At 47.3% G+C, this 25,744-nt stretch carries 33 protein-coding genes and 1 pseudogene; 18 read left to right on the forward strand and 16 right to left on the reverse strand.

Translation table 11 applies throughout. The features are described from left to right. Positions 1-47: 47 nt before the first annotated feature. Complete coding sequence (locus ACQCVH_RS09340; RefSeq protein ID WP_426835444.1) at positions 48-875, forward strand: alpha/beta fold hydrolase; 828 nt, start codon at positions 48-50, stop codon at positions 873-875. Between the two features lie 55 nt (positions 876-930). Here the strand turns inward: ACQCVH_RS09340 and ACQCVH_RS09345 are convergent, their stop codons facing one another. After that, positions 931-1,191, reverse strand: a complete 261-nt coding sequence (locus tag ACQCVH_RS09345; protein ID WP_426835445.1) for a YugE family protein — start codon at positions 1,189-1,191, stop codon at positions 931-933. 87 nt (positions 1,192-1,278) lie between these two features. Between ACQCVH_RS09345 and ACQCVH_RS09350 the strand changes: the two genes are divergently transcribed. After that, positions 1,279-2,448: a MalY/PatB family protein gene (locus ACQCVH_RS09350; protein ID WP_426835446.1), complete on the forward strand. Its 1,170-nt coding sequence runs from the start codon at positions 1,279-1,281 to the stop codon at positions 2,446-2,448. A gap of 34 nt (positions 2,449-2,482) precedes the next feature. Here the strand turns inward: ACQCVH_RS09350 and ACQCVH_RS09355 are convergent, their stop codons facing one another. Further along, positions 2,483-2,695, reverse strand: coding sequence for a hypothetical protein (locus ACQCVH_RS09355; RefSeq protein WP_257992238.1), 213 nt, complete (start codon positions 2,693-2,695; stop codon positions 2,483-2,485). A gap of 45 nt (positions 2,696-2,740) precedes the next feature. Then, positions 2,741-3,514 carry a peptidylprolyl isomerase gene (locus tag ACQCVH_RS09360; protein ID WP_426835447.1) on the reverse strand — a complete coding sequence of 258 codons (774 nt, stop codon included), beginning with the start codon at positions 3,512-3,514 and terminating at the stop codon, positions 2,741-2,743. A 296-nt stretch (positions 3,515-3,810) separates the two neighbouring features. Between ACQCVH_RS09360 and kapB the strand changes: the two genes are divergently transcribed. After that, positions 3,811-4,224 carry a kinase-associated lipoprotein KapB gene (kapB, locus tag ACQCVH_RS09365; RefSeq protein WP_426835448.1) on the forward strand — a complete coding sequence of 138 codons (414 nt, stop codon included), beginning with the start codon at positions 3,811-3,813 and terminating at the stop codon, positions 4,222-4,224. A gap of 37 nt (positions 4,225-4,261) precedes the next feature. Here kapB and kapD read toward each other — a convergent pair. Further along, a pseudogene (gene kapD, locus ACQCVH_RS09370) lies at positions 4,262-4,861 on the reverse strand (3'-5' exonuclease KapD); the annotation flags it as partial. Between the two features lie 219 nt (positions 4,862-5,080). Here kapD and ACQCVH_RS09375 point away from each other — a divergent pair. Beyond that, entirely contained in the window at positions 5,081-6,904 is a 1,824-nt protein-coding gene (locus ACQCVH_RS09375; RefSeq protein WP_426835449.1) for a transglycosylase domain-containing protein, read from the forward strand. A 48-nt stretch (positions 6,905-6,952) separates the two neighbouring features. Here ACQCVH_RS09375 and ACQCVH_RS09380 read toward each other — a convergent pair whose 3' ends face one another. After that, positions 6,953-7,510, reverse strand: a complete 558-nt coding sequence (locus ACQCVH_RS09380) for a YufK family protein (RefSeq protein WP_426835450.1) — start codon at positions 7,508-7,510, stop codon at positions 6,953-6,955. Between the two features lie 161 nt (positions 7,511-7,671). Between ACQCVH_RS09380 and ACQCVH_RS09385 the strand changes: the two genes are divergently transcribed. Further along, positions 7,672-8,244, forward strand: a complete 573-nt coding sequence (locus ACQCVH_RS09385) for a hypothetical protein (protein WP_426835451.1) — start codon at positions 7,672-7,674, stop codon at positions 8,242-8,244. Positions 8,245-8,270: 26 nt separating this feature from the next. On the opposite strand, the gene ACQCVH_RS09390 is transcribed toward ACQCVH_RS09385, so the two are convergent. Further along, positions 8,271-8,495: a hypothetical protein gene (locus ACQCVH_RS09390; RefSeq protein WP_426835452.1), complete on the reverse strand. Its 225-nt coding sequence runs from the start codon at positions 8,493-8,495 to the stop codon at positions 8,271-8,273. Between the two features lie 424 nt (positions 8,496-8,919). On the opposite strand from ACQCVH_RS09390, the gene ACQCVH_RS09395 reads away from it, so the two are divergent. The 7 genes from ACQCVH_RS09395 to mnhG are packed head-to-tail and all read left to right on the forward strand — an operon-like array spanning position 8,920 to position 14,664. Beyond that, entirely contained in the window at positions 8,920-11,310 is a 2,391-nt protein-coding gene (locus ACQCVH_RS09395) for a Na+/H+ antiporter subunit A (protein ID WP_426835453.1), read from the forward strand. Beyond that, entirely contained in the window at positions 11,307-11,729 is a 423-nt protein-coding gene (locus ACQCVH_RS09400) for a Na(+)/H(+) antiporter subunit B (RefSeq protein WP_426835454.1), read from the forward strand. Before ACQCVH_RS09395 ends, ACQCVH_RS09400 begins: the two co-directional genes overlap by 4 nt. Then, positions 11,729-12,070, forward strand: a complete 342-nt coding sequence (locus ACQCVH_RS09405) for a Na(+)/H(+) antiporter subunit C (RefSeq protein WP_426835455.1) — start codon at positions 11,729-11,731, stop codon at positions 12,068-12,070. The genes ACQCVH_RS09400 and ACQCVH_RS09405 overlap by 1 nt, the downstream gene beginning before the upstream one ends. After that, positions 12,063-13,544, forward strand: a complete 1,482-nt coding sequence (locus tag ACQCVH_RS09410) for a Na+/H+ antiporter subunit D (RefSeq protein WP_426835456.1) — start codon at positions 12,063-12,065, stop codon at positions 13,542-13,544. The genes ACQCVH_RS09405 and ACQCVH_RS09410 overlap by 8 nt, the downstream gene beginning before the upstream one ends. A 4-nt stretch (positions 13,545-13,548) precedes the next feature. Continuing rightward, positions 13,549-14,025: a Na+/H+ antiporter subunit E gene (locus tag ACQCVH_RS09415; protein ID WP_426835457.1), complete on the forward strand. Its 477-nt coding sequence runs from the start codon at positions 13,549-13,551 to the stop codon at positions 14,023-14,025. Positions 14,026-14,072: 47 nt separating this feature from the next. After that, positions 14,073-14,309, forward strand: a complete 237-nt coding sequence (locus ACQCVH_RS09420) for a Na(+)/H(+) antiporter subunit F1 (protein ID WP_426835813.1) — start codon at positions 14,073-14,075, stop codon at positions 14,307-14,309. Then, the gene (gene mnhG / locus ACQCVH_RS09425; protein ID WP_426835814.1) at positions 14,293-14,664 is read left to right on the forward strand and encodes a monovalent cation/H(+) antiporter subunit G; all 372 of its coding nucleotides are present in this window, start codon (positions 14,293-14,295) and stop codon (positions 14,662-14,664) included. Before ACQCVH_RS09420 ends, mnhG begins: the two co-directional genes overlap by 17 nt. A gap of 46 nt (positions 14,665-14,710) precedes the next feature. Here the strand turns inward: mnhG and ACQCVH_RS09430 are convergent, their stop codons facing one another. Then, positions 14,711-15,094: a PaaI family thioesterase gene (locus ACQCVH_RS09430; RefSeq protein WP_257992251.1), complete on the reverse strand. Its 384-nt coding sequence runs from the start codon at positions 15,092-15,094 to the stop codon at positions 14,711-14,713. Positions 15,095-15,135: 41 nt separating this feature from the next. Continuing rightward, positions 15,136-15,264: a hypothetical protein gene (locus ACQCVH_RS09435; protein ID WP_426835458.1), complete on the reverse strand. Its 129-nt coding sequence runs from the start codon at positions 15,262-15,264 to the stop codon at positions 15,136-15,138. 210 nt (positions 15,265-15,474) lie between these two features. On the opposite strand from ACQCVH_RS09435, the gene ACQCVH_RS09440 reads away from it, so the two are divergent. Then, on the forward strand, positions 15,475-15,657 hold the full coding sequence (locus ACQCVH_RS09440) for a hypothetical protein (protein ID WP_009795431.1): 183 nt from the start codon (positions 15,475-15,477) through the stop codon (positions 15,655-15,657). Positions 15,658-15,705: 48 nt separating this feature from the next. Here the strand turns inward: ACQCVH_RS09440 and ACQCVH_RS09445 are convergent, their stop codons facing one another. Continuing rightward, positions 15,706-16,311, reverse strand: coding sequence for a DedA family protein (locus ACQCVH_RS09445; RefSeq protein WP_426835459.1), 606 nt, complete (start codon positions 16,309-16,311; stop codon positions 15,706-15,708). Between the two features lie 251 nt (positions 16,312-16,562). On the opposite strand from ACQCVH_RS09445, the gene ACQCVH_RS09450 reads away from it, so the two are divergent. Then, positions 16,563-16,970, forward strand: coding sequence for a YuzC family spore coat inner layer protein (locus tag ACQCVH_RS09450; RefSeq protein WP_426835460.1), 408 nt, complete (start codon positions 16,563-16,565; stop codon positions 16,968-16,970). A 125-nt stretch (positions 16,971-17,095) separates the two neighbouring features. Here ACQCVH_RS09450 and ACQCVH_RS09455 read toward each other — a convergent pair whose 3' ends face one another. From ACQCVH_RS09455 to ACQCVH_RS09465, 3 genes are all read right to left on the reverse strand, one after another. Continuing rightward, positions 17,096-17,281, reverse strand: coding sequence for a hypothetical protein (locus ACQCVH_RS09455; protein ID WP_224904670.1), 186 nt, complete (start codon positions 17,279-17,281; stop codon positions 17,096-17,098). Positions 17,282-17,436: 155 nt separating this feature from the next. After that, positions 17,437-17,628, reverse strand: a complete 192-nt coding sequence (locus ACQCVH_RS09460) for a hypothetical protein (protein ID WP_022544333.1) — start codon at positions 17,626-17,628, stop codon at positions 17,437-17,439. 26 nt (positions 17,629-17,654) lie between these two features. Beyond that, entirely contained in the window at positions 17,655-17,909 is a 255-nt protein-coding gene (locus tag ACQCVH_RS09465; protein WP_426835461.1) for a hypothetical protein, read from the reverse strand. Positions 17,910-18,135: 226 nt separating this feature from the next. Here ACQCVH_RS09465 and ACQCVH_RS09470 point away from each other — a divergent pair, with 226 nt between their 5' ends. The 3 genes from ACQCVH_RS09470 to ACQCVH_RS09480 are packed head-to-tail and all read left to right on the forward strand — an operon-like array spanning position 18,136 to position 20,591. Beyond that, complete coding sequence (locus ACQCVH_RS09470; protein WP_426835462.1) at positions 18,136-18,909, forward strand: SDR family oxidoreductase; 774 nt, start codon at positions 18,136-18,138, stop codon at positions 18,907-18,909. Positions 18,910-18,934: 25 nt separating this feature from the next. Beyond that, on the forward strand, positions 18,935-19,537 hold the full coding sequence (locus ACQCVH_RS09475; protein WP_426835463.1) for a hypothetical protein: 603 nt from the start codon (positions 18,935-18,937) through the stop codon (positions 19,535-19,537). Further along, positions 19,527-20,591 carry an alpha/beta fold hydrolase gene (locus tag ACQCVH_RS09480; protein ID WP_426835464.1) on the forward strand — a complete coding sequence of 355 codons (1,065 nt, stop codon included), beginning with the start codon at positions 19,527-19,529 and terminating at the stop codon, positions 20,589-20,591. The genes ACQCVH_RS09475 and ACQCVH_RS09480 overlap by 11 nt, the downstream gene beginning before the upstream one ends. Positions 20,592-20,794: 203 nt before the next feature. Here ACQCVH_RS09480 and ACQCVH_RS09485 read toward each other — a convergent pair whose 3' ends face one another. The 4 genes from ACQCVH_RS09485 to ACQCVH_RS09500 all read right to left on the reverse strand — a co-directional run bounded on the left by ACQCVH_RS09485 (position 20,795) and on the right by ACQCVH_RS09500 (position 25,086). Next, positions 20,795-21,388, reverse strand: a complete 594-nt coding sequence (locus tag ACQCVH_RS09485) for a sulfite oxidase-like oxidoreductase (RefSeq protein ID WP_426835465.1) — start codon at positions 21,386-21,388, stop codon at positions 20,795-20,797. 112 nt (positions 21,389-21,500) lie between these two features. Then, entirely contained in the window at positions 21,501-22,814 is a 1,314-nt protein-coding gene (locus ACQCVH_RS09490) for a Na+/H+ antiporter family protein (RefSeq protein WP_426835466.1), read from the reverse strand. A 285-nt stretch (positions 22,815-23,099) separates the two neighbouring features. Then, positions 23,100-24,602 carry a leucyl aminopeptidase gene (locus ACQCVH_RS09495; RefSeq protein WP_426835467.1) on the reverse strand — a complete coding sequence of 501 codons (1,503 nt, stop codon included), beginning with the start codon at positions 24,600-24,602 and terminating at the stop codon, positions 23,100-23,102. Positions 24,603-24,663: 61 nt separating this feature from the next. Beyond that, a complete protein-coding gene (locus ACQCVH_RS09500) occupies positions 24,664-25,086 on the reverse strand; it encodes a DUF309 domain-containing protein (protein WP_426835468.1) in 423 nt (140 codons plus the stop codon). Between the two features lie 171 nt (positions 25,087-25,257). On the opposite strand from ACQCVH_RS09500, the gene ACQCVH_RS09505 reads away from it, so the two are divergent. Then, positions 25,258-25,737 carry a divergent PAP2 family protein gene (locus tag ACQCVH_RS09505; protein WP_224904682.1) on the forward strand — a complete coding sequence of 160 codons (480 nt, stop codon included), beginning with the start codon at positions 25,258-25,260 and terminating at the stop codon, positions 25,735-25,737. Positions 25,738-25,744 lie beyond the last annotated feature (7 nt).

Raw genomic sequence — 25,744 nt, forward strand, 5'->3', positions numbered from 1 at the left:
ATAAAACCTGCCAGGCACTACCACTTTTCATAGGGGTGAGGGTAACGATGCAAGCCTTTAAGACTGAAGAAATCGAAGTGAATGGGAATACAATTTATTATGAACAGTACGGACAAGCTTCCTCAAGAGAGACTATTGTCCTCCTGCATGGCTTTCTTTCCTCCTCCTTCAGCTTCAGGAGACTGATCCCTTTTCTGCAGGCAGACTTCAATGTGATTTCTATTGATCTGCCTCCGTTTGGAAAAAGCGGGAAATCGGATCGCTATATCTATTCCTACAAAAACACTGCCCAAACAGTCATGCAATTCCTTAAAAAGCTCGGTCTCGACAAAGTCACGATTGCCGGGCATTCCATGGGCGGGCAGATTTCACTCAATGTGGCACACCAATATCCTGGCATAATAAAAAAAGCGATCCTTCTTTGCAGCTCAAGCTATTTGCCAAAATTAAAGATGCCGCTGGTCCTGTCGAGCTACCTCCCTTATTTCCATTTGTATGTAAAGCTGTACCTGCAGCGCTCGGGCGTCCGGCAGAATTTAAGGAATGTTGTCCATGACCACAGCATGATCACGGATGAAATGATGTACGGCTATCTGGCTCCTTTTCTGGAAGATGACATTTTCAAGGCCTTGACCAGGATGATCAGGCACAGGGAAGGCGACTTGGATGAAAAGGCTCTGAAAGGCATTGACACACCCTGCCTCCTCATATGGGGCGAGCATGACAGGGTTGTCCCGCTGTCCATCGGAAAAAGGCTGGACAGCGACCTCCCAAACTCCAGGCTCATTGTGCTCAAAGACACAGGACATCTTGTCCCGGAAGAACGGCCTGAAGAAGTATACAGTCATATGAAGGCATTTATTTGCGCCAAGTGATAAAAAGAATGGCCGGACACCCATTTGGTGCCGGCCATTATTCAACGTACATGATTTATATCGTGCAGCTCCCGCTGTTTTTGATAACAAGGAGCGTTTCAGCCATCTTTTTGCACTGCTCCAGAGGGATGATGCTTTCGAAGGAAAATTCATAAATGCCCTGGATCTTCCGTGCGAGTTTATCGGGGCTGTCCAAATCATGAACGGCCTGGATGGCGTCTGCTATTTCAGTATCATAATTCCCTTCCCCGCAGCGGAAAGGATCCCATTGATCCAAAGCCTGGTACATCATCAGGTGCATAACCTGGACTTCCATCAGAAACCACCTTTTTGATTTAATTTTGCCTGACCATATCTTATCATAAGAATATCAGGACCGAAAACTGCAATCCAGGGGGTTATCATGACAAAATATGACTTTCATAAATCAATCAGCAGATATGAAACAGCTTCTGTGAAATGGGAGCTGACAAAAGATGTATTTGGCTCTTCGGATGTGCTTCCTATGTGGGTGGCAGATATGGACTTCGAACCTCCTGAAGAGGTGCAGAATGCAATCAGCAAAAGGGCCAGCCACGAGGTCTTCGGCTACACATTTGTCCCTCCTTCTGCATCCGAAGCCGTCCAGCAGTGGCAGAAGGATCAATCCGGCTGGGAAATAGGCAGATCATGGGTGTTATACAGCCCGGGGGTGGTCCCCTCCATCAGCCTTGCCGTCCAGGCATTCACAAGTCCGGGAGATAAAATTATGCTTCAGTCCCCTGTTTACACGCCTTTCTTTGAGATGATTGAAAAAAATGGGCGCATGGTCGTCAACTCTCCGCTAGCTCTAGTGGAACAGCGCTATGAAATCGACTTTGAACGTTTCGAGGAAGAGCTGAAAAAGGGCATCAAGCTTTTCTTGCTCTGCAATCCCCATAACCCGGGCGGCCGGGTTTGGAAAAAAGAGGAGCTTTTGAAAATAGGAGAATTATGCAAAAAATACGGGTGCCTGATTCTCTCAGATGAAATCCATTCAGATCTGGTATTTTCGCCCCACAAGCATATTCCGATTGCATCTCTTTCCAAGGAATTCCGGGATATTACAATTACATGCATTGCACCGAGCAAGACCTTCAATATTGCCGGGCTGCAATCATCAGCAGTAATCATCCCCAATGAGCAGCTTCGCGACAAATTCAAGGCTATCCAGGCACAGCAGGGATTTTTCACTTTGAACATCTTTGGCATCACCGCCCTGGAGGCTGCCTATCGGCATGGACATGACTGGCTGGATCAGCTCTTGACTTATCTGCAGGAAAATTACGAAATCGCCCGGAGCTTCATAGAAAGGGAGCTTCCTCCGGTCAAGGTCATGGATCTTGAAGCAACCTACCTGATGTGGCTTGACTGCCGGGAACTCTCTCTCCCGGATAAAGACCTTAATTCTCTTCTCATTGAAAAAGGCAGGCTCGCGCTTGAGCCTGGCACAAAATACGGCCCAGGCGGCGAAGGATTTGTCCGGATGAATATTGCCTGCCCGCGTGATACTCTGGAAGAAGGACTAAAACGGCTGAAACTGGCTTTCTCCTGATTCTTAAAATGCACAAAAAAAGGAACAGCTCAGGTCAGCTGTTCTTTTTTTGCAGGCTATCCTGCTTCATGATTTGATTTTCCAGCTCTTTCGCCTTTTTTTCCTCGCGCTTGGATGTCCTGATGATCAGGCGCATGGCGATGATCGCTCCAATTAGAAATATGGTGAATGTTATGGATGCCGGAATATACTCAGATTTATCTTCCGGAAAATATAGAAACAGAGATAAAATATAAGCCTGGATCATTCGTTTTCTTCCTTTCTGCCAAAAGCAGTGGTCAGCCTTATTATATCAGCTGGGCTTGTCCTGTCCAAGCGGCTGCTTTATCACTTTTATCTCCTTGATTTTTACATCTTCAACCGGCCGGTCGGATTCATCTGTTTCTGCAGCTGCAATTTTATCAACGATTTCCATGCCCTCGATCACCTGCCCAAAGACAGTGTGGCGGGAATCGAGCCAAGGGGTCCCTCCCTTATCGTAAGCTGCAACGATTTCTTCTGGATACCCTGCTTTTTCCATCTGTTCCTTCATGCCCGCTTCTGATGTACTCTTTTGTACGATGAAGAACTGGCTTCCGTTCGTGTTGGCGCCGCTGTTCGCCATGGATAAAGCACCGCGGAGGTTGTACAGCTTATCTGAGAACTCATCCTCAAACGGCTGTCCATAGATGCTCTCTCCGCCCATGCCTGTCCCGTCCGGATCTCCTCCCTGGATCATAAAGTCATTGATGACCCGGTGGAAGATAAGTCCATTATAATAGCCCTCTTCACTATGGGTGATGAAGTTTTCTACCGCCTTTGGAGCATGGTCAGGGAAAAGCTTAATCTTAATGGTCCCCATTGATGTTTCCATTTCCACGAGTCGTTCATTCTCCCCAACTTCCGCTGTGAGCTGCGGATAGCCTCCCTCAGAGCTCTTCTCCTCTGCGGCCTGTTCACCTTGCTTTCCTTCTGATGCTCCTCCGCCTTCCTTGCCGGCACTGCTGCTTTGATCAGTGCTTGTCCCGCATGCTGCCAGCAGCGTGATCGCTGCTGCAAGGAAAAGGTATATGAAATTCTTTTTCATGATTCAGTCCCCCTCTATTGCTGCTGATAGGTTTGTACCTTCCGCTTTTCTTCTGTCCAGCTCCAGGCGCTAGCCCCTCGAGTCATAAGCCACTTCAGGATTGAAGGCAAAGAACGCCTTCTATCCTGAAGCGTCTTATGCTTGAGGCCCACAGGATGTGGGTCATGCAGACGTTGCCACAGGACGTCGCGTTCTTAGTCTGCGTTCCTTAGAAGAGCAAGCTCCTTCCGCTTTTCTTATAGATTACTGGATTTCCTCTTGCTTTGCACTTTGTTTTTCAAAAAAATTCGGGCATAATGGGAAGAAAAGCTTCAAAGGAGGGGACAGCTTTGAGTGAATTCCAGGTGGGAGCTCAGGTGACGGCCATTTATAAAACAGGTAAGTATATCGGGGAGGTTACGGATATTCGGCCCCAGCATTATCTTGTCAGGGTGCTTGCTGTTGAAAAGCATCCGATGCAGGGAGACCTCCATAATCCAAAACAGGCAGATGTCATGATGTTCCATGAGCGCAGAGCGCTTGCCTATAGAGAGCAGACAAATGTTCCTAAGCAGATGGTCAGGACATATGAGGGAAGCATCCCGGACTATAAGACGTCTCTTAAGCAAGCATTGGATAATATGAAAAGCGGGCTTTGGGAGGATGATTCTGATTGGGCGAAGCGCTCCCTTGAGAATGCGGAGCGGCTTGAAGCCGATTATTTTAAATAAAGTGAGCTAAAGCCAAATCCATCTGCGGGTTTGGCTTTTATGCAAAGCGGTTTAAAAGCTTGGAAAGGTCAATCCTGTCCCCAATTGTCGTGGGCTCGTGGTTTTGGAGATATCTTTTATCTTTCTCGACAAGCTGATAGATTTTGCAGGTTGTCAGCGCATCATCCAAAGCACGGTGATGCCTGCCTGTTCCCTCCTTTCCGTATTCCTTCACCGCTTTCCATAGGCCGGTTTGGTTCTGGTCGCCAAAAAAACGTTTATACTCCATCGACAAATCAACTTCCTTCCCCTTAAATGGAAAGCCGATTCCTGCATGGCTGCAGTTCTGGCGGAGCACCTTCATATCCATATTGCCCCAGGTAACAATTTCATCAGCTTTATTGCCGCCCATCTGCTCAAGTCTGCAGATCAGATCTGCCAATGAAATCCCCTTATCCACCTGCTCCTGGCTGATATGTAAAAAAGACTTGCATCTTTCGGATAGCTCAGGAAAACGGATGGGAGCCACAAAAGAGGAAAACTGTTCTAGTATCGCTCCATTTTGGACAGACACCGCGCCCGCCTCAATGATCTCCGGAGAAAACCTTTTATATTTTTCGTTTCTATCTGGCATGGTGAATTCAAAGTCGATAAATAAGCAGTGTTTGCCAGCTTTACCATCCCTCCTTCCAGATCACGATTACTCCGTTTACCATTTATTATATCACCAAAGAATAATATTTTTACTATTCAGTAAATAATTTCTTGCTTTATATTTTACATTCTCACAAAAAGTTGAATGATGCCGATAATACGTATAGCACACCTTTTGAAGCCGGCATGAGTGCCATATTATATCAGAAACGGAGAAACAGGCATGAAAACACTGACGGGATATTTGACAATCGCCTTCATCCTGCCTTTCTTTGTGCTGTTTGTCTATAAAACGGCCGATGAAGCCAGCCGATTGGAGAGCCTTCCCCACTTTTTGGACAGCAGGATTGAAGTGACTAACGCAGCAACGTTTCCCCAGACCAGCCTGATGACTGACCAGGATGGCAATGTGATTTCTGAAATCTTTACACCCTATAACCGCATTCCGCTTGCAGCTGAAGATATTCCCGAATTCTTGAAAAAACTGGTGGTTGCCTCGGAGGATGAGCGGTTTTATAAGCACAAGGGTTTCGATTTAACTGCCATTGGCAGGGCATTGGCTGCAAATGCAGATAACGGCACTATTGAGGAAGGCGGCAGCACGATTACACAGCAGCTGGCCAGGAATCTGTACCTGACCCATGAGCAGACCTATAACCGCAAGCTGACAGAGCTGCTGTATGCCTATCAAATGGAGAGGACGTACTCCAAGGAAGAAATATTATCTTATTATTTGAACAGCATCTATTTTCAGAATGGGGCATATGGAATCGAGGCAGCATCAAAGGTTTATTTTCAGACAGAGGCCGCAAATCTTTCGTATGTGCAGCTGGCTTTCTTGGCTGCCATCCCGAACAACCCTTCCATGTATAATCCCGCCAAACATTTTGACAGGACGAAAAAAAGGCAGGAGCTGCTGATTGATGTGCTTGCTGAAAAGGGAGAGATATCCCCTGAAGATGCGAAGGCTTTGAAAGGCGAAAAAATTGCCTTTACACTGGCGGACCGGATCGACCTTTATCCAGATTACACAACATATGCCGAGGCTGAGCTGAGAGAATTGATCCGATTCAAGGAAGGCATCCCCCCAGATTCAGAGGAAGAGCTGGACAGAAGGGTGGAGCAGGTTCTCCAGACAGGGGTGGTCATCCATACCTCCCTGGATCCTGATCTTCAGCAAAAAGCTGTTCATGCAGCCTCCGCCCATCTGCCTGATCAGAAGGCAGAAGCAGCTGCGGCCGTCGTCAAGAGCAGCACCCACGGACTGGCTGCCCTCACAGGCGGGAGGGGTTACAGGAAATATGACTTCAACAGAGGCTATCAGGCCTTCAGGCAGCCGGGCTCTGCCATCAAGCCTTTGCTTGTGTATGCCCCTTATATTGAGAGGACGCGCCCGCTGATCAATCAGAAGGTAGATGCCGGCTCCCTTTGCATCAGCGGCTATTGCCCCCATAATTACAGCGGTAAAAATTATGGAAAGGTGAGCCTGGAACAAGCCTTTATCCACTCCTATAACACACCTGCGGTCAGGCTCCTAAGCATGATAGGAATAGAAGAAGGCTTCAAGGATCTGGACAAATTCGGATTCAGTAAAGTAGGAAAGCCAGACCGGTCCCTTGCTGCTGCAATCGGCGGATTCAGCAGGGGGGTTTCCCCCCTGGAGCTCGCAGGAGCGTACACCGTTTTTGCCAATGGAGGCATTTATCAGCCCGCAAGAGCCATCCAAAAGGTCACAGACAAAAACGGCAGCCTGCTGTATGCATGGGAAGACCAGCCAGTGAGAGTGTGGAGCAATGAAACCATTGATAAGATGAGACTGCTGCTGCAGGAAACCGTCGCAGCAGGAACCGGCAGGAAAGCTTATTTTCCAGGAGGCTATACAGGGGGCAAGACCGGAACAACCAATGATTATAAAGATTATTGGTTTGCAGGGCTCACCGATGAATATACGGCAGCAGTATGGGTCGGCAAGGATCAGCCGGAAAGCATGGAATCATATGAAAAGATGGCCCCGCACTTATTGATCTGGAAGGATATCTTGAAATAGTAAAGCAGCAGAGTGCCTGCAGGCACTCTGCTGCTTTTGCTGTATCCTCTATACAGGAAGGCTCGCCATTACGCTGTTATAAAGCTTCAATGTTAAAAACAGAAGAATGGAAAGCAAAGAGGCCCAGGAAAGGACCTGAAAGAAGATGATCCCGATCAGTCCGGCCGGAGAGAAAGAACTGCCTGAGATATAGACAAAATAGATGAAATAAATGACAGTAGATGCAAGAAAAATCCCCAGCATAGCATAAAAGCTGAAAAAGCTGAACAGCGACAGTGCCCCGCCAGCCAGATATATGACTGATCCGCTCCGGCTTTTAGCGATCGCTTCCCCGCTTTCATCCTTCGAAAAGAAAAGAAGGGAGAGCCCATTGATGGTGTCTGCAATCAGCTTCAAGGCAGCAAAAATCATAAAGCAGCAGGCCATACAAACGATAACCATTGCCAGCTTAATGCCAGCCTCTGGGAAGAATTCCTTCATGCCTTCATATACTCCCATCCCCGAAAGCCATCCTTGCAGCTTCTCCTCCGCTATGATTGAAAAAGACAAACTGAATAATAAAATTGCCATTAAAGGGAAATAGCTGGTCAAATACTTATTTTTCATATGAAGCCCCCTTAGTCCCGGAATCCCCTAATTACATTATCGGCGCGTCTGGCCATATGTACAGGCAATACACATGAAACCGGCAAAAAAATCTGCTCTAAAAGCAGCAATCATTTAATAAGATAATAAAAATGAAAGCGCTAACATGAGGGGGATTAAATATGAAAAGGATGATCATCTGCCTGCCCGCCGCTTTTCTGTCAGCCTGTCTCCTGTTTGCATGGAATTCGCCGGCAGCGTCCACACCAAATGAGATGCAGGAATTCAAAGGGGCATTGGAAGATCATATGAAAAGCACAGTCCATTATTATCATGAAGATTCAGCAGAGATCAAGGACTTTATCACAATTGAAGGGGACGTGGTAAAGATCATCCAGACAGATAATTCTGCCACACCGGAAAATGAGGAGAAGATTGAGGAGTATTCCGCAAGGATTGCAGTGGCTTTTACTGAGTTTGAATTGAAGCGCGATTCCATTTTCTTTTTTAAGAAAAGAGAAATGTACTATTATGATCTTGAAAAAAAGGAATTCCTGTCTTCTGTACATGTGATGGGGAATTCCGGGGTGGAACAGTTTTTCAAAGAATATATGCATGATTTCACCAAAGTGCTGACACCGGCCTCGCTTGCACTGCTTCTGCTGCTGCTATCATCCATTATCATTGTGCCGGTTCTGATCATGATATTTCATAATAAGAGCAGGTCAGGCTCCCAGGCAGCCGGCCAGATTTAAGAGAGGATGAGCTGCTCATCCTCTCTTTATTTAAGGGGCAATCCTGCTTCCACCCTTACATATTCCCTTGATTCAAATGCTTTTATCTTTCTTTTATTGGGTCCCTGGCCAGCATCAGCCGGCATGACTTCCACAATTTCCTCTTCTGCATCAGAGTAGAAAAATTCTCTTTTATCCTTTGCTTCCAGCAGCCATGCACCTGCAAACAGAAATCCGAAGAGGATTATGGAGGCAAGTATTTTCTTATGCATGCCAAACCACCACCTAGTCGTAGTTTGGATGCATTTTAATATATTTATTCATATTTTTTTCGAAATTTTTTCCGGTTTCCAACCTGTTTCTACCTATTTAATAAAGTTGGGAGAATCCTTGCCGCATAAGGTTTCCTCAAATGCACGACCGTGCCATTTAGGTTATAATTTGTTCAGAGGCAGTCTCCGGGAGGAATTTTTTTCCCCTGGCATTACTTAGAGCAGGTAAAGTGTGGAGCATCTTATAACAAAGATTGGAGATAATTGTATACATACGTGTCTCTATTTACAGCTTTTCTTCACTAGCATGGTATACTTTCAGCCGCAAATGGGAAAAGGCCTTTTGATATGTATCAATTTCTTCCTGACAAGGACTCACATGCACTAATTCTGTGCGCTTACAATTATAAAGGAGGTCATATTGTTGTCTTTGCTGCATTTGGCGATTGTTTCGCCATTATTGTTTGCCATATTTATACCGTTCTTCTATAAATATTTCAGGCAAATACATACCGGGTGGTTTCTATTGCCTCTGCCCATCCTGCTTTTCAGCTATTTCATCAGCTATCTGCCGGAAACAAAAGCGAATGGGGCAGTAAGCAGAACTCTGTCCTGGATTCCATCCTTCGGGATTGATTTTACAGCCAGGGTCGATGGCCTGGGGCTTCTTTTCGCCCTTTTAATCACAGGCATCGGATCCTTAGTGGTGCTGTATTCCATTTATTATCTTTCTAAGGAAAAAGAAAAGCTCAACACCTTTTATGTTTATCTGCTCCTGTTCATGGGGGCTATGCTCGGGGTTGTCCTTTCTGATAACCTGATTGTCATGTATGCTTTCTGGGAGCTGACCAGCTTTTCTTCCTTCCTGCTGATCGGCTATTGGTATCACAGGGAGAAATCACGCTACGGCGCCCAGAAATCGATGATGATTACGGTGCTTGGCGGACTGGCTATGCTGGGCGGGATCATCCTGCTTTATATGATGACAGGAACCTTCTCTATTTCCGAAATCGTCCCGATGGCCTCTGAAATCATGGAAAAGCCGTACTTTGTCCCTGCTCTGCTTTGCTTCCTGCTGGGCGCTTTTACAAAATCGGCGCAATTCCCTTTTCATATCTGGCTTCCTGACGCGATGGAGGCGCCGACGCCTGTCAGTGCATACCTCCATTCTGCGACAATGGTAAAAGCAGGCATCTATTTAGTGGCCAGGATGAGCCCGGTCTTTGCAGAATCCGGCATCTGGCTGTGGCTTGTTGCATCCTTCGGGATCGTTACACTGTTCTGGGGTTCCTTTTCTGCCGTCAAGCAGACAGACCTCAAAGGAATCCTTGCTTTTTCAACCATCAGCCAGCTCGGGCTGATCATGTCCCTCCTCGGGGTTGGTGCAGCTGCCCTGCATTACGATACCGTGGAAGACAGCTTCTATACGATTGCTACAACTGCGGCAGTGTTTCATTTGATCAACCATGCCACCTTTAAAGGAAGCCTCTTTATGGTGGTCGGCATCGTTGACCATGAAACCGGGACAAGAGATATCCGCAAGCTCGGCGGATTAATGAGCTTTATGCCGATCACATTCACCCTGGCGCTGATCGGGGCCTTTTCAATGGCCGGGCTGCCGCCGTTCAATGGGTTCCTCAGCAAGGAAATGTTCTTTACGGGAATGGTCCGCATCCTTGAAGTGGATATCTTCAATCTTGATACATGGGGCATTTTATTCCCAGTGCTTGCCTGGATTGCAAGCGTGTTTACGTTCATTTACAGCATGGTGCTTGTATTTAGGACATTCACAGGGAAGTTCCAGCCTGACAAGCTCGATAAAAAGCCGCATGAAGCTCCTTTCGGCATGCTTATTTCGCCGATTATACTGGCTTCACTGGTCATCATCATCGGATTCTTCCCGAATATCCTGTCAAGCACCATTATCGCTCCAGCCCTTGGAGTGATCATGCCGGGCCTTGTGTTTGACGTGCATATTTCATTCTGGCACGGCTTCACTCCAGAGCTGTTCATGACGCTTGGGGTCATTGCGTTTGGAGTGCTGCTTTATACTACACTGGACAAATGGCGCCAGATTTATGATCTGTTCCCGGAGAAGCTTGCACTCAACCGCTTTTACGATGGCGGGATCGAAGGGATGCAGACCTTCTCATCAAACCTGACAAGAACCTATATGAACGGGTTTATCCGGACATATCTTGTGTACATCTTTACATTCTTTATTCTGCTGCTTGGCACGACGCTTGTCTGGAAAAACGCCTTTAAGCTGAGTACGAATGATCTGTCTTCAATCGGCTTCTATGAAGTGCTGCTGGCGCTGATCATTGCCGCTGCATCCATTTCCATCCTGTTTGCCAAGTCAAGGCTGACTTCGATCATCCTGCTCGGTGCAGTCGGGTATACTGTCGCCTTGTTCTTTGTATTATTCAGGGCGCCTGACCTCGCTCTGACGCAGCTTGTCATCGAAACTGTGTCTGTATCGCTTTTCCTGCTTTGCTTCTATCATCTGCCGAAGCTGAAGCGGGATGAAGAGAGGATCCGCTTTAAGGCAGTCAATCTTGCAGTCTCGATCGGGGTTGGCGCCATTGTCACGCTGATCGCCCTGTCTGCACACAGCAATAAGGTGTTTGAATCTATTGCAAGCTACTATATTGAAAATACTTATAAAGAAGCAGCAGGAAAAAATATGGTCAACGTGATCCTGGTTGACTTCAGGGGCTTTGATACCATGTTTGAAATATGCGTTCTCGGGATTGCCGCCCTTGGCATCTTCGCCATGATCAAGCTTCGCCTGGCAAGGAGGAATGAAGGATGAAAACAAACGATATTATACTGCAGACAGTGACGAAGGTCACTCTGTTCATCATCATCCTGTTTTCAATCCATCTGTTCTTTGCCGGCCACTATTATCCAGGCGGCGGATTTGTGGGCGGATTGATGACATCCGGTGCCATCGTGCTGCTCCTGCTCGCTTTTGATATGAAGACTGTCGCAAATATTTTGCCGATCGACTATAAATATATGATTGCCACGGGGCTTTTGTTTGCTGTGGGAACCGGGGCCGGGGCACTTCTGTTCAATGTACCATTCCTAACCCACGCCTTTACCCATGTGCATCTGCCGCTGCTCGGGGAAACATCCCTGCACACGGCCGTACTGTTCGATACCGGTGTATTCCTAGTCGTTGTCGGAGTCACAATGACCATTATTCAAACAATAGGGGAGGATGAATAATGGAGATATTAATGTCCGTTCTCATTGGCATTCTGTTTATGACTGCCACGTATCTGATGCTTTCAAAAAGCTTGCTCAGAATCATCATTGGAACCGGCCTTTTGAGCCATGGCGCCCATCTTCTGCTAATCACCATGGGCGGATTGAAGAGGGGAGATCCGCCGCTTTTGGGGGAGCATGCAAAGTCTTATGTTGATCCGATCCCCCAGGCCCTGATCCTTACTGCCATTGTTATCAGCTTTGGCGTTACAGCCTTCTTCCTGGTTCTTGCCTACCGCGCCTACCAGGAACTCGGCACAGATAATATGGACAGATTGAGAGGAAAAGAAGGAAATGACTAACTTTTTAATGCTTCCAATTCTAATTCCGCTGGCAACAGCGATCCTTTTAATCTTTCTCGCTAAAAACGTCCCTGCACAGCGCTGGGTATCAGGGATATCTGCCGCAATCACGGCTGCTGCTGCCTTCCTGCTTGTGCAGAAGGTGCACAATGATGGCATCCAGACAATCAATTTGGGCAGCTGGGAGGCGCCATACGGAATCACGCTAGTGTCTGATATGGCCTCTGCCCTGCTTGTATTGACGACAAGCCTGATATCCCTGGCCTGTCTGATTTATTCTTTCAAATCTATAGGCATTGACCGTGAGAAATTTTATTATTATCCTGTATTCCAGTTTCTGATCGTCGGTGTCAACGGGGCATTCACTACAGGGGATATTTTCAACCTGTTTGTTTTCTTTGAAGTTATGCTCATGGCATCATATGTCCTGATCGTTCTCGGCGGGACGAAGATACAGCTAAGGGAATCCATCAAATATATTCTGGTGAATGTCATATCATCAGCTCTGTTTGTCATTGCAGTGGGATATTTATATTCTATTGTAGGATCCTTGAATATGGCTGATATTTCCGTTAAAATCGCAGCGTCCGGACAGCCTGGCATTTTGACGGTTGTCGCTGTTCTGTTCCTTATCGTGTTCGGACTGAAGGGCGCCATATTTCCGCTTTACTTTTGGCTTCCCGGCTCTTATTATGCACCGCCCATCCCGGTCATGGCCGTCTTTGGCGCCTTGCTGACCAAGGTTGGAGTCTACTCCATCATGCGGACGTACACCCTCTTCTTTTACCATGACCAGGGGTATACACATGAAATTCTCAGTGTACTCGCAGTAATGACCATCATCCTTGGGGTAATAGGGGCCGTTGCATACTGGGACGTCAAAAAAATCATCATTTACAATATTGTTGTCGCCGTCGGGGTCATCGTATTCGGGATTGCGGCAATGACTCCCGATTCACTGGCCGGGTCGCTCTTTTATATCATTCACGATATGATCATCAAAGCAGCGCTCTTCCTGCTTGTCGGAATCATCATCACCATTACGGGAACAAGTAACCTCCGCCATATCAGCGGGCTGATCAAAAGGTACCCCGGGCTAGCCTGGACCTATTTCATTGCGGCACTTGCTCTTGCCGGGATCCCTCCGCTCAGCGGCTTTATCGGAAAGCTCCTGATCGTCCAGGGAGGATTTGAAGCCGGCCGCTATTGGGGTGCAGGGATCGTCCTGCTTTCAAGCCTCCTGGTGCTGTTCTCTGTCATGAAAATCTTCATCAATGGATTCTGGGGAAATCCCCGCTCCTTCAAAAATGAAGATAAAGCTCCTGTAAGAACATTGCTCATTGCTCCGGTGATGCTCACTGCCCTGTCTGTATTTATGGGAGTCGGGACAGAAGTGATCTATCCTTATATCTCGCAGGCTGCTGAAACTCTTTCGGACCCAAATCTTTATATCAATGCAGTCTTAAAGGAGTAATGATATGGCATTTCAAATTTTATTGAATTTCTTTCTAGCATTTGTGTGGATGTTCCTGAAGGTCTCTTATGACCCGGTAACATTCCTTGTCGGCTATTTCTTCGGACTGCTGATCATCTTTGCTTTCAGGCGGTTCTTCGATTCCCGCTTTTATCTCCTCCGGGTCGCGGCTGTCCTGAATCTGCTGCTGATCTTCATGAGGGAGCTGATCTTATCCAATATCGCCATATTGAAGGTGATCCTGAAGCCAAAGCTTGATATCAGGCCCGGCATCTTTGCTCTTGAAACAGAGCTGACGGAGGATTGGGAAATCACGGTCCTTTCAGGCCTGATCACTTTGACGCCGGGGACGCTGGTCATCGATGTTTCTGATGATAATAGAATCCTTTATATCCACGCCATGGATATAGGGGATGTCGATGAATCGGTCAGCAGCATCAAGAATTCTTTTGAAAAAGCAATCATGGAGGTGAGCAAGTGATGCTGGAAGTGATTGTACAAGTTTCGCTGCTCTGTATTTCCGTTAGCATGGTTGGCCTTATCTACCGTGTAATCAAGGGGCCTACCATACCGGACAGAATCGTGGCACTCGATGCCATCGGGATCAATCTCGTAGCTGTCATTGCACTCATTTCCATCTTGCTGGAAACCAATGCTTTCCTGGAGATCATCCTGCTGATCGGTATCCTTGCATTCATCGGCACGGTAGCCTTCTCGAAATATTTGGAAAAGGGGGTTATTATTGAACGTGATCGAAATCATTAGAATCATCATCATTGTCCTGATCCTGATAGGGGCCTTCCTCAGCCTTGTAGCGGCATTTGGAGTCATCAGGCTTCCTGATGTATACACACGGAACCACGCCGCCTCCAAAGCCGCTACATTGGGTGTCATGTCCGTTCTGCTTGGGACCTTCCTTTATTTTTATGCAGAAGAAGGTCATTTTAACTCAAGGCTTATCCTGGGAATCATATTTATCTTTATGACATCCCCGGTTGCGGGCCACCTGATCAGCCGTGCAGCCTATAACGCAGGTGTCCCATTGGCCGATGTCAGCGTACAGGATGATTTAAAAACAAAGAAAAATTCACAGGTAAGTGTCAATCAAGAAAAGCCATGAGGGAATCCCTCATGGCTTTTCTTATTATTCTCATGCCCGGATGCTGCTATTTCCTTTGAATGACCGCCATTGTGCATCTTGAAACACACACAAGCTTCCCTTCTTCATCAGTGATTTTGATATCCCAGACCATTGTTGATTTGCCCTGATGAAGAACAGTGGCAGCTGCAGTGACAACTCCGTCTTTTTTTGCCCTGATATGGTTGGCGTTGATCTCAAGGCCGACCACAGCCTCTTTTTCCTGGTCCACTAATTCAAATGCCCCTATGCTGGCCACCGTTTCAGCCAAAGCAACCGAGGCGCCGCCATGCAAAAGCCCGAAAGGCTGCCTGGTCCTCTCATCCACCGGCATGGTTGCTGTCACATGCCCTTTCCCAAGCTCAGTCACTTCGATTCCCAAGGCATGTATCAGCGTATTCTCCAATTTCATCATTCCAGTTCCCCCTCCATGTTTTTAACCATGGTGCATGATTATGTATGTACTTTTACTATAACTTCAATCCTGGCGGCAGACAACCTGCCAAAGTATGCTTGTTCCCATTCCCTGCCCCAAAGCAGGGCCCTGTGTGCTGCTTCGGAGTCAGCGAACGCCAATTTCATACAGAATAACTGCTTAAATAAAAGACTGTGCTAGTGTACCTTGTTGATTTTGGATCCATAACGTGTGAAACTCTGTTTCACACGCATGGGCCCAAAATCAACGACAATGTTTAACAAAGCCAAATAAAAAAAGCCTGCTGCGGCAAACTAAAGATGTCCAATCAAGTGCCGCTAAGGCATGGACGAAACCAGAGACAGGGGTGTTCAATTATGGATCATATCCGTGAAGGTTTAATTCCAGCAGTTCTTGGTACAGCTGTAACGGCAACAGGCTACGCGCTTAAGCAATCCAGAAAGGTAGACAGCACGCTGTCAGACACCATCGTCGGCTTCGGACTTGCCCATATCGTTCTGGGAGCCATTGATCTGGTTGAACACCGCCATCACTATTAGCACACAAAAAGGCAGCTTTTGCAGGCTGCCTTTTCTTTTTTTTGTCCCTCACGCCAGCTCCCTTTGCTTTTCTTTTTTTCTTCTGCTGCGGCTCTTGATTACGAGAATGATAAGCGCAAAGGCGGCACCTGCCAAAAGCGCCTCTTTTCCATAAAGAATGATGGCATCTATATGGTCGCCGAACAGATATCCTAAAGTGAAAGCAACCGCGAGCCAGAGCAGCGCTCCGCTGAACGCAAACAGTGCGAATGTTTTAAATGGAAGCCTGCTGAATCCATAAAGGAAAGGGACAAAATTGCGCAGCCCCGGTATAAAATAACTGAGCGAAAGGGAAAAGGCATGATGCTTATCCATCAGCCTTAAAGAGTCATCAATGATTTTTGCGAACCGCTTTCTTTTATGGAAATATTTAATCAGCGGCCGGCCGATAAACCGTCCAAGTGTATAGCAGGTCGTCAGTGCAGCAGTCATGCCGGCATATGTCACAAGAAAGGCCCCAAGAGGATGAAGCACACTCATCGAGGAGACCATCCCGACTGTCATGGCAATGACTTCATTCGGGACGGGGATGCCGAAGACGCCGAACCAGAGCCACAGGAATAGGCCTGTATAGCCGTTTTCTTCAATTAACAGCAATATATAATCCAGCTCCATCTTCAGCCCCTCCCCCCGCTCTCCATCTATTTAAGGATTCTCCATTACCCTTGTTTACCCCTCTTTTATCTTTATAAATCCATCCTAATACTCTCATGCTTCTTAAATGTATATTCCTTCCTGCAAAGCACATAACCGAATACCATGGCTGGCAGTTTTTTTTCACTGGTGATCGTAAGAAAGGGGGCAGCCGCATATAAATGGAATGAATGGGTGCACCTGGATTATGTTACATGAAAGGAGACAAAAAGATGTTTCCGCATCATTATTATGGAAAAAGAAACAGCATAAGCCGCTACCCGCAGCCTGTATGCCATTTCCCTCCGCCTCCCCGCCAGTTCCATTATACAGCCAGCATGAGGCAGTTTCCTTCTGTCAATCCTGCCACCTTTATGAGCTCGGCCAAGCGTATGCAGGATCTAATGAGTGATGCCGGTACACTGCTTGACAGGATGGCCACTTCCAAGCAGTTTTCCAATGATCTGATGTCAGCTGCCCAGCAATCCCAGACCCAAAAAACAGAAGAGATGATCAAAGCAACCGGAATTAAGTCCCAGCCCCGTGTCACATATACACCTGACGGGCTCACCCTGGTATTTGAAGCAAAAGACGACCATGCTCAGTGCTGCATCCTGACCTTAAAGCTCAGATGGATGTAAGTGCGAAGTGACCATAAAGTGCAGCAGTGAAGCAGGAAATCATTTCAAGACAAAAAAAGCTCTCTAACCAGAGAGCTTTAAAAAAGAGAGAGTGTATTGTTAAATGGCACTTCATTCTTCATCAATCAGTAATACGGATATCCTCCGCCGTATGGCGGGCCGTAAAATGGCGGCGGGTAAAAGTACGGCCTTGGCCGCGGATAAAACAGTGCACTGCCGACAAGCCCTCCAAGCAATCCGCCTACAAACGGCGCCCCAAAGAAAAATCTTGAACCGCCTCCAGCATAATATGGCGCTCTATATGGATGCATAAAAGGTCTACCTCCTTATTTTCTTCCCTACACTACTACATATGCAGGCAAACGCCTTTTGGACTGGGCATTTGTCCGGCAAACCAGGGCAATCCCGCGCCGGGCTGTTCTTATCCGCAAAAAAACACAGGAGAAGCTCCCCTGTGTTTTCAGCATTATTTTTGTTCCAATATATCTGCCGTTTGTCCGCACGCCTGCAGTGCCTGTTCGACCGCCTGGAGGGATTCCTCGATGCGTTCACGGTTTGACCCCTGCTCTACCGTTGATAATGCCTGCTGCAGGGAATCTTTCGCCTGATTCAGGGACCCATAAGAGTCCTGTACATATCCTCTTGCATTTTTCTGCATGTCAGCACCTCTTTGCTTCTTATTTTTCACTGCCAATAACCTATGGGAAGGCAATTCCGTTCATCTGCAGAGCTGATCAGCCGGAGCTGGAACAGAAATTGATCGAAAAGGATCGGCTCACCATCATCGAAAGAGCATGCTTCCAAAAGGAGCTCCAGCGGATTATCTCCTGCCCCGGAATGCTCCATCACGCCTGAAAGCCAAAGCTTAAAGCTCAATGACTGCCCAATTGCACTGTATCCTGCTTCATCAAATATTTCCCTTATCTGATTTTCATCCATCCGGCCGCCTCCCTGCATACCAGAAATCTTCCATTTTTGATTTTTCCCAAACAGGCTGTTTTTATACTTCCCCAGGCAAGAAAAGGCTCTGGGAAAACAACCATTTTCTGCACTTTTGGATGATGGCTCGTCTATAATATAGCGAAGCATAAATCGGCAGCCTGCAGGGTATTCCAGCATTCATCTTATGTAGCCTTACAGCTGTTCCAATAAGGAGGGATATCATATGGATACAAAAGACCTTTTCGATTTGTCCAATAAAACGGCCATCGTCACCGGCGGCGGGCGGGGGCTTGGCGAACAAATGGCCTATGCACTTGCAGAGGCAGGAGCAAATATAGTCGTCTGTTCCAGGAATCTTGAGGCATGCCAGGCGGTCAGCAAGAAACTGGCATCCATGGGAGCCCAGTCATTGGCTTTGGAATGCGACGTGACCAATGAAAACAATATCAGCTTTGTCATCGCCGAAACGATCAGCCATTTCGGCCGGCTTGACATCCTGATCAATAACAGCGGAACTTCCTGGGTCGCTCCGCTCCTGGACTACCCTGAAGACAAATGGGACAAAGTGATGGATGTAAATGTGAAGGGCGCGTTCCTATTTACCCAGGCAGCTGCCAGGGCCATGAAGGATCAGGGCAGCGGAAAAATTATCAATATCTCATCTGTCACAGGATTCAGGGGGGCTCCATCCGGCTTCCTGGATACTCCGGCATATAACACAAGCAAAGGAGCCCTTATGGTGCTGACCAGGGATCTGGCTGTGAAGCTCGCCCCCTATAACATCCAGGTCAACAGTATTGCCCCTGGCCTGTTCCCGACAAAAATGACGGCATCCATGGAAAAAACCAATAAAATATTGCTGAAAAAGATACCTGCCGGAAGGTTTGGCAAGAATGAAGATTTAAAGGGAACAGCCTTGTTTCTGGCTTCCAGTGCTTCTGATTATGTGACAGGCCATACGCTTGTAGTAGATGGCGGCTTGACGGCAACCATCTAGAAAAACAGCGGAAAGGAGCAGGCGAATGTCAAATGAACAAGCGCAGGAATTATTCAGTTCATTAAAAAAAATGGGAATGAAGCTTGAATTTGAATTAAATGAGCTGATAAAAAAGCAGCTGAATAAAGAAGATCTTCTTCTTTCAGCCAGTTCGAATTCAGCTGCAATCGCGAGCATAATAAGCCAATGCAGGAATATGGCTGAATTGCTTTCCATACCTCTAAACTTGCCAACAAAAAACGATGTGGCACGAGTGGCGAAGCTTGTCATTCAGGTTGAAGAGAAAGTCGATCAGCTTGACGAACAAATGCTGACACTGTCCAGTACACTTGCCGACATTAAAAACTCGGTCGAGATGCTTGGGTCAGGAAGCTTTACAGAAAAGCCGGCCAGCCCGGCTATGGATTCCTCTAAAGCAGGACAAAATCCGGAATCGAAAGCATCTCCCTCCAATCAGGAATCTGATATTGATTCAGGGGCTGCAGCCTCCTGGACAGAAGGCAGTCTGGCTGATAAGCGACGGAAAGCACGGTCCAAGGCGCTCAGCATTCTTCAGGATAACCTCCAGAAAAATGCTGAAATCCAATTCGGATTGCTTTCGAAAGGATCGAAAATAAATGGAAGATAATATCGGCAGCTCCAATGGATTCTGGTCCGAGAAGGAAAAGGATAGATGGAAAGGATTTTTCCAGACAATCTCTGCAGCAAAGCCCGAACAGGGATGCACATACAGGAAAGCAGTCTGGAAAAAGAACAAAGCGGTCTTATGGTATTACCCTCCGGCAGAAAGAAAGTACAGCACTCCAATGTTCCTGATTTATTCACTCATTAACCAGCCTTACATTCTGGACCTAGCACCAAATGAAAGCATGATCGAGGTACTTGTCAACAAAGGATATGATGTATATCTAATCGATTTTGGCGCCCCAGGATATGAAGATAAAGACCTGACGATTACCGATTATATCAGGGATTATATTGCGAAGGCCGCCGCAAAGGCGCTCAGCCACTCAGGGGCATCGGAGCTGACAGTCATGGGCTTTTGCCTGGGCGGGACTATTGCAGCCATCTATGCAAGCATCTCAGAGCAGCCGATCAAGAACCTGATTCTATTTGTAACACCAATCGATTTCAGCATCTTGCCCGCTTATGACGAGTGGATTGAAGCCATTTCAACAGGCAGGGCCGATTTCGATGCTGTCATTGATGCACTCGGAATCATCCCGGCCCCTCTTATGGAAGCCGGCATGCGGCTGCTTACTTCACCTATCTACTTATCTCACTACCTCTCTCTATTAAACCGCTCATATGATGAAAAATACACAGAAAAGTGGCTGAGGTTCAACACATGGACAACTGGCCATATTCCTTTTTCCGGAGCAGCCTTAAAACAGATTTTCCATGAGTTTGGGAGAAGGAACTCCCTGATGGACGGCTCTCTCGTCATCGACGGAAAAAAAGCCGACCTGGCTAATATCCAGGCAAACCTGCTCGCTGTTGCCACAGAAGGAGACAGGCTGGTTCCCAGAGAACAGGTTGAGCCTGTAATCGGCCTCGTTTCAAGCAGAGACAGAACTTTTCACTTGCAGCATGGAGGGCACGCCAATCTTGCATCCGGCGGACAGCTCCCTCCCTACCTGACCGATTGGCTCCATGAACACTCAGAGCCTTCCGGCAGTTAAAATCTGAACAATGGAGGGATACGATGCTTTATACTCTGAACTATGAGAACCTTTTCAATCCAACAGCTCAATGCAGCTACTACGGATTCGCCTCAATTGTGTTTGCAGATTACTTCAAGAGATGCTGCAGCTAATAGTGAGGCTTGTCCTCTATAAAAGAAACCTCATCCCCAAAAGGGTTGAGGTTTTTTTCCATGAACAGGTCAATCAAAGCTGAACCTTTCTTCTTTGAAGGGATCTCCATAATTATGATACCCGTTTTTTTCCCAGAATCCAGGCTTATCTACAGCAGAGAACTCGATGCCGCGGAGCCATTTGGCACTTTTCCAGAAATATAGATGCGGTATGACGGCACGGAGCGGAAAGCCATGTTCCGGGGTAAGAGGCCCGCCATTATGGGAGTGTGCCAGGAGGCTCGTTTCCTTCAGGAAGTCTGCAAGCGGCAGATTAGTAGTCCATCCTTCCTCTGCATGCAGAATGACAAATGATGTTTCATCCCTAAGCTTTACCCGCCTGGCAATCTCTTTTGCCGCTACACCTTTCCACACATTATCCAGCTTTGACCATCCTGTGACACAATGGATGTCATTGCCGGACTCTGTCTGCGGCAGCTTCAGAAGTTCGCTGTAGCTGAAGACTTCTTCCTTTTCCACAGTCCCGAAGATCCGCAGCGACCAGTGATCCAGATTAGAATAATAAGGAACATTGCCATAGTGCAGGACCGGAAAAGATGCGGTCACATTCTGGTTCGGCGGGACACGGCCGCTGTCTGTTTTCCTAACCTTTCCGAAATACATGCATAATCACCCCATTCATTCATCGTATGTAAGGATATATTATCCTATATTTCTGTCAATACACAGGAATATGCAAAAAGAGGGGCTCCATTACCGGAACCCCTCTACTCGATTATAGAACCATTGCTGCAATCCAGCCAAAGGCAATCAGCGGTATATTATAGTGCACAAAGGTTGGCACACATGTATCCCAAATGTGATTATGCTGTCCATCAGCATTAAGCCCGGCAGTCGGTCCCAGCGTGCTGTCTGATGCCGGCGATCCTGCGTCTCCAAGAGCAGCGGCTGTTCCGACCAAGGCGATAGTCGCCATTGGGCTGAAGCCAAGCTCCATGGCAAGCGGGACAAAGATCGTCGCAATAATCGGGATAGTCGAGAAGGATGAGCCGATGCCCATTGTTACGAGCAGCCCGACAAGGAGCATAAGGAAAGCTGCAAGAGCCTTGCTGCCGCCGATAATTGCCGCTGCCTGCTCAACAAGCTTTTCAACATCTCCGGTTTCTTTCAGCACATCAGCAAACCCAAAGGCCGCCAGCATGACAAACCCGATGAATGCCATCATTTTCATTCCCTCAGTCAACAGGGCATCTGCTTCCCTCCAGCGTATCGCTCCGCTGATATAAATGACCAGAATGCCGCTCAGTGCTCCGAATATCATTGAGTCCAGGATGATCTGAACTGTAAGTGCCGCGACAATGGCGAGGATGGAAAACAGGATGGCCAGTTTTGAATAGCTTCCTTTTTCCGGAGCAGCAATTTCGATAGTCTCATAGCTTCTTGATTTACGGTATGAGAAGAATACTGCGATAATAAGGCCTGCTGCAAGACCGGCAGTCGGGATCAGCATCGCTTTTGGGATATCTCCCATTTCAATGACAAGCCCGCTGTCAGCCATATTGCTGGCCAATATTTCATGGAAAATCTTCCCGAAGCCTGCAGGCAGCAGGATATAAGGTGCAGTCAGCCCGAATGTCAGGACTGAAGCAATCAGGCGCCGGTCGATTTTCAGTTCATTCATCACATGAAGAAGCGGCGGAATCAAGATTGGAATAAAGGCAATGTGAATCGGAATCAGGTTCTGGGAAAAACAGGCCATTAAAAGGATCGCAAACACAATTAAAGCCTTTGAATAAGCTTTTCCCTTAGATCCGCCGTTTCTGCCGACAACCCCCAGCACCCAGTCCACCATTAAGTTAGGAAGCCCGGTTTTGGAAATGGCAACGGCAAAACCGCCAAGAAGTGCATAGCTGAGGGCCACCTCGGCACTGCCTCCCAGCCCGTTTGTAAATACTTCAATTACTTTATCTACAGACAGCCCGCCCGTCAAACCGCCAACCAAAGCCCCTGCAATCAGTGCAAACACAACGTTCACACGCAAAAGGCTCAGCGCCAGCATCACAAGCACAGCTGCAATAACTGCATTCATGTTGTATCCCCTCTCTTGATGAAAAACCTGTAAGTATATAGAATGAATAGTTTGCAAGTGTTCTACAGCATCCAGCCTTTTGTCAGCAGCAGGTACTGCGGCTTATGTCGCTTTACTCTGATAAATCGGTAAAGAACTAAAACACAAATACTAAAATACCATACAGGGATAGTCCTGTCAATGATCCCGGAGAACTTCCAGTGATTGGAGGCAGCTGGCGGGCAGTGCTTATATTAAAATATTGAAAAAAGCCCGCCCCCTTAAGGGGCAGGCCCGGATTAGTCTTTATTCAAATGGCTCAAATCTTTCTACCATAAGGGCAAGTGTTCTGGCCATCACTCCGGTGGCGCCGGACGGGCCGAGATCATGCGCCTTGTCAACAGTGGCAGTGCCGGCAATATCAAGATGCACCCAAGGAGTCCCCTCGGCAAATTCCCCGACAAAGCCGCCGCCCATGATGGCATGGCCTGCACGGCCAGGGGAGTTGTTAAGATCGGCAATCTTGCTGCTCCTGATGCGCGCTTTGTCTTTTTCAAATAATGGAAGCCTCCAGATCGGCTCCCCGGCTTCGAATGACGCTTCGAGCACCTGCTCATAGAGGGCTTCATTATTGGCCAGTGCTCCGGTTGTATCATTGCCAAGCGCAACAATCACACCGCCTGTCAAAGTCGCTACATCAACCAGATATCCTGCTCCATGATGCTTCGCATAGGTGACAGCATCTGCAAGAGCAAGGCGCCCTTCTGCATCTGTATTCAGGACCTCAATCGTTTTTCCGCTCATGGAAGTGATAACGTCATCTGGCTTGAATGCAGTACCGCTCACCATATTGTCTGTAGACGGAATGACGGCCACAACATTCTGCGCAGGCTTCAGTTCACCGATGATTTCCATAGCGCCAAGCACAGCCGCGGCACCGCCCATATCGGTCTTCATGCCGACAATGCCATCTTTCGGCTTGAGTGAATAGCCGCCTGTATCAAAAGTAATCCCTTTTCCGACCAGGCCGACCACATCCGTCCACTCATCCCTGCCCTGATATTTCAGGACAATCATTTTTGGCGGTTCTGCAGATCCCTGGTTGACGGCAAGAAGGGCACCCATGCCGAGCTTCAGCATATCTTCTTTTTCAAGAATTTCCGCTTCGAAATGATATCTGCCCGCAAGCTCAAGCGCGTAGTTCGCCAAATCTGTTGCTGTCAGCATATTCCCCGGAAGATTTACGAGCGTCCTCGCGGAGTTTGTCCCTTTTCCGTGGGCGGTCCCTACTTCAAGTGAAGCCTTGACCTCGGCTTCATCAGCAGTGCTGTACACTGTCAGGCTTTCAACTTCCTTTTCAGGCTCATTCGATTTTTGCTTATAGCCCTGGAACTCATATGCTGAAAGCTCGAAAGCTTCTGCTGCAGCATGCGCCGCATCATTTGCGTCTGCATTCTCTGCTGTGAATGAGTCAAGATAAAGCGCAGCCTCCTGCAGCCTGTCTTCTTTTAACCGTTTGAAGGCCTTTCCGAAAGCTTCCCTCAGCACTTCAAAATCCAGTTCCTTTTCTTTTCCAAGCCCTACAAAGTAAATCCTTTTGACTCCTGTTTTGCCAAATGTATGTATTTTGGAAACCACTTTTTTCTTAGCTGAAATGTCTCCGCTTTTCATCAGTTCTGTCAGATTTCCTTCAAAAATGTCATCTGCCTTTGCCAGATTGCCTTCAAGCTTGGCAGGTTTATCGAATAATCCGATGACAAGGGCCTCATGGCCGGCATTGAAGTCCAACTCCTGTTTGATTGTATACATTCTGCTCACCTCCAGTATTAATACCTTTATTATATCGGATAAAGGTATTTATTTCGAGAATCTAATCATCTTCCAAAAATAAATAGATATCAGGCAGGACGGGAAGGGTTTTTACCTCCTCATAAGGAATTGTATCTATAGTCTCTGGTATAATGGAGAGGCATGCAGAGATGAATCCGTACACCTTTTCCAGGTCCAGCCCCCAATGCTTCGGCCTGTAGGATTGAAGATAAGAATGGGCAGCCCGCATCATGAGCCTGGCGCCTTTCACATTGCCGTACTCGTAATGGTAGATGGCCACACTCATTTGCAGCAGCCCTTTAAAAAACAGATTGGCTTTGTCTTCCATCCATAATTCCTCCAAAAGGTCATGGCAAGTGTAATAGTCACCTTCATTAAAACAGATGAAGAATTCGTAGTATTCTTTGGGATAAAGCAAGCAATCACCCCTGCACAGAATGTATTCATACTCCTGGTTATCCATATCATATCAGATGTACATAAATTTCAGTATTCAACTTCCGCCCCGGCGGGTATAAAAAAACAAAAGGGCTCTCCGCCCTGCAGCTGCGGCTTAATGGGAGGCTCGAGCTTCACTTGCTCCTATCAGCCCGCAGCTGTCAAAACAGCCAAAAAATGAAAAGGTGGTTTCCCGATGGATTTATTGCTCAACTTCCCCTTATGGTCTGCACTGGCCGCAATCTTTTTTGCACAGTTTGTAAAGGTGCCCATTCAGTATATTGCCACAAGAAAGCTGGATTGGTCTCTTTTAACAAGCACTGGAGGCATGCCCAGCTCCCACTCGGCCGCTGTAACAGCCTTATCCACGGGTGTGGCCCTGGAAACGGGGATGGATTCCGCTGTATTTGCGGTAGCAGCTGTGTTTGCCATCATCACGATGTTTGATGCTACCGGTGTAAGAAGGCAGGCCGGCGAACAGGCCATTGTCCTGAATCAGCTTGTAAACGATTTTAATAAATTCGTCGAGGAAGCCAAGGTATGGCAGAAGAAGGCTGAAAAAGAAAAGCAGAAAGAACTGAAGGAGCTCCTGGGCCACAAACCGATTGAAGTATTTTTCGGCGGTCTGACAGGGATTGCTTTGACCCTGGTTCTCGATATGCTAGTTAATTTATAAGGAGATC

The organism is Bacillus infantis, assembly GCF_050107595.1.
Taxonomy (GTDB): Bacteria; Bacillota; Bacilli; order Bacillales; family Cytobacillaceae; genus Bacillus_AB; species Bacillus_AB infantis_C.